Raw genomic sequence first — 4,164 nt, 5'->3', positions numbered from 1 at the left:
GTCGCGAACTTCGTCGCTGCGGATGAGAGTCCAGCCGAGGACGGATGAGCGAAGCCGCGCATCGATGCGTGCTTTTCGCGTCCTGGCCTCCGATTCAGGCATTGCCACACCCCTTCGTCTTTGCGTGCTGCGGGGAACGCTTTTCGGGCAGTCAAGCAACGGTCAGGCAACTCAACGGCCGCAAGCGGCGGAAGTACTGCATGTTGACAGCAACTGAGCCGAAAAGCCGCCGCTCCAGTCAAGCAACAGTTAAACAAAAGTGGCCGCCGCCTCATTCCACCTTCGGAAGGTACTTTCCCGCCCGGCTGCCGGGGGGTTCCTGGACACTGACCGCGATTGCGGTTTCAATTCGCAGAACCGCTAAAAACAACTCGCTGCTCAGTAAAGGCATATTGAAGATATCTGCGTCCACCCCATCTTGAGGTCACATTTTGTGACCTCAAGATTTCGAGTTCAGTTCGAAAGCCGAAACATAAATTCGGGAGGGAATCTGTCACTGTTCCGATCGCCCGTTTCGGCAGTTTGCTTCTCCAGTAAAAAATAGACGCCGGGACGCTGCGCTTCCACCCAATCCCTGAGTTTATTCAAACGGCTGCGAGGGCAGGCGATTGCCTGTCCTGACCAGTTCGCTATCTCGACGTGCCGTATGCCGGAGGGGGCACCATCTGAAAGAAAAATCGTCACCTTGCGGCCAAATGCCATGCTTTTCCTCTTTTTTAAACATATTTGAACAAACCTGATGTGTTGATTATATGATAAAACCACCAAATAAAATACTTTTTTTGAAGTGGGTATGCACCTTCCTCGAATTTTTCCGGGAGAAGTTCCGGCACGGGTGTAGCCTTCTTGACTGCGCTCCGGTTTGATTAACGATAAGAATCCCGGAGGTGGTTCCATGGCCGAGATTCCTCCCCTCCGGGGTGTTAGGCGATCGCGTTCGCTGGGGGTGACAAGCAAAAGCAAGGTCGAGATCCCTCGGCGATGGGACCTGCCTCGGGATGACAACTTTGCCTTGTCGTCCCGAGCGAGCGAAGCGAAAAGCTGTCATTCCGAAGGGCGAAGCCCGAGGAATCTCATTTTTGATTCTGGGCTTCTCAACCCCGAGATCCCTCGCGTTCGCTCGGGATGACAATCCAAGGCCGGATGGAGGACGAGCGCGCCCGGCCCCTCCTTTCACAGTACCTGGAGACGGCCGGGCGTGAGAATTTTATTCCCTACGGGGAGGCGCGAAAAGACTGGGAGCTTGAATGAGCCTCTGAACGGCGGCTACTCTAAAAACGCGACTTTTCCGGTGCTGACATCGTACATGGCACTACTGGAAGCAACTCCGGAGCTATTTGCATACCGTGTTTCTATGGCCGATCTCCACCACCTGCACCAGGAACCGGCCATCTTCAATACGGCACAGAACGCGCCAGGCCCCCACGTGATATCGCCAGAAACCGGACTCAGCCCGTTGCCGCAGGAACAGGTGCTTTCCAGTTTTTCCGGACCGGACAGGTATCGGACGATTCGCGAGGCTTCGGGGGCTGGTTGCTTCCCGGCACGAGGAAAGAATTCAATCCTCCAACCCAAGACGGCGCCTCACTTCATCGAGAGGGGAAGACGCACCACCGTCGAGACGGTATTCTTCAAAAGCGGCTGCTGCAAGAGCAGCGTCCTCCATATCGTCAATATATGTCTCGATGGCCTTTTGGGCACACCATGTCTTGGACCTGCCCGTCTTTTGCGCCAGGGCATCCAGGCGCGAGGAGAGTTTTTCGTCCAGTCGTATGGCAAGCATGGAAGTTCCCCCTTTTTTGCTATACAAGTATAGCAAGAAAGGCCGTTCCAATGTCGTCTGTCAACCGACTTGCCGCTGCTCCGGGATTTTCACGCCCTCGCGCCGGAGCACCCCCAGGTTCCTTTGGGAAACCATGAACTATTGCGGGAAAGTGGGTGTCCCTTTACTGCGGGGAAATGGATGTCCCTTGACAGGTGTACAGCGGCACTCCGCTTTTCTTCGCCGCCTTCGCGAGAGTGGCGTCCAGTGTGGCTAGAGGAAGATCGAGCCGCATGGCAAGATCCAGGTAGGATGCGTCGTAGGTGGACAGTCCATGAGCGCGCGCGAGCGAAAGAATTACTTTGAACATGCGTTCGGGGGGCTCTTGTTCCACCGTGATCGGCAGCGCGCCCAGGAGGGAGAGAAAACGAACGGACGCAGCCTGACCGAGCCGTTTTTTCCTTTCAGCCACAAGCAGCACATTCCCTACTTCAAGAGGCCAGATCGCGGGTGCGATGGCCTCCGCCGATTCCAGACTTTCGAGAACAGTTTCCGCATAGCCGTTCCCTTCGTCCTCGAAGCACCATGACATGGCGACAGAGGTATCCACCACGAAGCGCACGGACATCAGCGCCTTCCCTCCTTGATCATGTCGCGGATGGAAAGTCCGTCGAGCAGGCGGCCGCTTCGGAAATGCTTCAGCTGTTCGATGACCTCTCGTACGGGTTCCGTCTTCGAGAAATCGGCGGGCTGCAAAATCGCCACGGGCACGCCGTGCTTCGTGATTGTAAATTTTTCACCCTTGGAAACGCGATCCATAAGTTGCGTGAGATGTGTTTTCGCCTCGTAGACTCCGATTTTTTCCATAATCTTTCCTCCGATCAAACCAGTCTCAGACTAGTTTATATTTTTTGTCGGAAAAATCAAGACCTTGGACGTCTTGCCAGAGAGTTTTTTGCGTTCTCTCTGGGAATTTCGATCATCGGAGAAAGAGAAATAGGGTCTCTTGTAACGCCCTTCCCCTTCATGGTATCGTACTGGTAGGGCGCGAAAGCGCATCGTAAAAATAGGAAGGTGGGAAAGAGCATGATCATCGGCACGCTGGCAACTTGCGAACGGTACTATGTGTTGGGGGAGCGCTTCCGGAAGGCGTTCGAATTTCTGAAGGAGCACGACGTCGCGGCGATGGAGCCGGGACGCTACGACATCGAGGGAGACGACGTCTTCGCTCTCGTGCAGGCGTACGTCTCCAAGACCATGGACAACTGCGGGCTGGAGGCGCATCGGGTGTACGCCGACGTGCACTACGTCGCCGAGGGGTTCGAGTATCTGGGGTACGCGCCGCTTGAACGCGCCGGGGCGCCCGCCGTCGAGTACGATCCCAAGGCCGATGCGACCTTCTACGAGAAGGAGTGCGACTTCATCCTTCTGCGGAAGGGCGACATCGCCATCGTCTTTCCCGAGGACGTCCACATGCCGCAGAAGCGCGCCCTCGTCCCGGCGACGGTCCGCAAGGTCTGCATCAAGGTGCGGGTCGGGGAAGAGTAGGAGAGCACTTCGCATTCATAGACCGAAACAGAGTTCGTGATTTGTTGAAAGACTCCAGGAGGCTTGCACAATGACGATCTTCCACCCAGAAGAACTTTTTCCACCGCCGCGGTCAGGTTGTCGAAGACTATGACGTGAAAGACGCTTCCGTAATAGAGGAATCCTCGACTCAGACCGTCGATAAACGTCTGCTGTCGTTCGCTCGGGAAGTGGTCAGTTTGAGTACCTGTTGAGTGCCAGCACATCGCAGACGAAAAAATGTGCCGGCACATCGCAGACTGATATTCCGTTACGCTTTAACGCTTATACTCAATTTCTTGCACCTGTTTTCCGTCGTGAGAAATTGTAAGCTTTTGCTCATTGACATCTATAGTGGCGACGGCGTATTCGAGTTCCAGCTCCGGCGGCACGGGAAAGCTCTCTCCGAATATGTTCAGTCGCTTGTCGCTTCGGATCAGACGAACGAAATGATATCTGCCCTTCTCCGGTTGTTTCCGCCAATCCGGCGGAGATGCGTCAGTTCGTTCCGCGCGAAAATCCTGTTGATGGTGCGGAGCGACGGCAGAGGCGAAATATCCATGTCCTCCAGCTCCCAGAGGATGGCCTTAGCACCGCAGAAGACCTCTTTGTTGTAGAGGCTGAGACGGACAAGCTTCACAATCTCCTCGATTTCATCCGGCGTTCTGTTGGCGCAGTTTTTCGGACGCCTTGATGAGTCCTTGCTCCAGGGGTCTTCGTTGTCATGGTGCTCCTGGCGTTTTAGCCACTTGTAGAGCCAGGCTTTCGATTTGCCGAGTGAAGCGCAGATGGATTCAGGGTTTTCTCCATTACGAAAACGTTGAACGGCCAGAATT

6 protein-coding genes and 2 pseudogenes are annotated in these 4,164 nt (G+C 55.0%); 2 read left to right on the top strand and 6 right to left on the bottom strand.

Translation table 11 applies throughout. From position 1 onward, the window contains the following. The coding region (locus GX147_00445) for a hypothetical protein (protein NLN59180.1) at positions 1–217 on the top strand (217 nt) is incomplete at its 5' end. Between the two features lie 284 nt (positions 218–501). On the opposite strand, the pseudogene GX147_00440 reads toward GX147_00445, so the two are convergent. From GX147_00440 to GX147_00420, 5 genes and pseudogenes are all read right to left on the bottom strand, one after another. After that, a pseudogene (locus tag GX147_00440) lies at positions 502–702 on the bottom strand (GIY-YIG nuclease family protein). Positions 703–1,333: 631 nt separating this feature from the next. Then, the gene (locus tag GX147_00435) at positions 1,334–1,558 is read right to left on the bottom strand and encodes a type II toxin-antitoxin system RelE/ParE family toxin (GenBank protein NLN59179.1); all 225 of its coding nucleotides are present in this window, start codon (positions 1,556–1,558) and stop codon (positions 1,334–1,336) included. Beyond that, positions 1,559–1,783, bottom strand: coding sequence for a ribbon-helix-helix protein, CopG family (locus GX147_00430; protein ID NLN59178.1), 225 nt, complete (start codon positions 1,781–1,783; stop codon positions 1,559–1,561). It lies immediately after the preceding gene. A gap of 163 nt (positions 1,784–1,946) precedes the next feature. After that, on the bottom strand, positions 1,947–2,390 hold the full coding sequence (locus GX147_00425; protein NLN59177.1) for a type II toxin-antitoxin system VapC family toxin: 444 nt from the start codon (positions 2,388–2,390) through the stop codon (positions 1,947–1,949). Then, positions 2,390–2,629 carry a type II toxin-antitoxin system prevent-host-death family antitoxin gene (locus tag GX147_00420; GenBank protein NLN59176.1) on the bottom strand — a complete coding sequence of 80 codons (240 nt, stop codon included), beginning with the start codon at positions 2,627–2,629 and terminating at the stop codon, positions 2,390–2,392. Before GX147_00420 ends, GX147_00425 begins: the two co-directional genes overlap by 1 nt. A gap of 219 nt (positions 2,630–2,848) precedes the next feature. On the opposite strand from GX147_00420, the gene GX147_00415 reads away from it, so the two are divergent. Next, positions 2,849–3,310, top strand: coding sequence for a DUF386 domain-containing protein (locus GX147_00415; protein NLN59175.1), 462 nt, complete (start codon positions 2,849–2,851; stop codon positions 3,308–3,310). Between the two features lie 296 nt (positions 3,311–3,606). Here the strand turns inward: GX147_00415 and GX147_00410 are convergent. Beyond that, positions 3,607–4,164, bottom strand: a pseudogene (locus GX147_00410) (hypothetical protein).

This window comes from Deltaproteobacteria bacterium (assembly GCA_012522415.1).
Classification (GTDB): Bacteria; Desulfobacterota; Syntrophia; order Syntrophales; family JAAYKM01; genus JAAYKM01.
The sequence above is the reverse complement of the archived record's forward strand: the minus strand, read 5'-3'. Positions and strand labels throughout refer to the sequence as shown.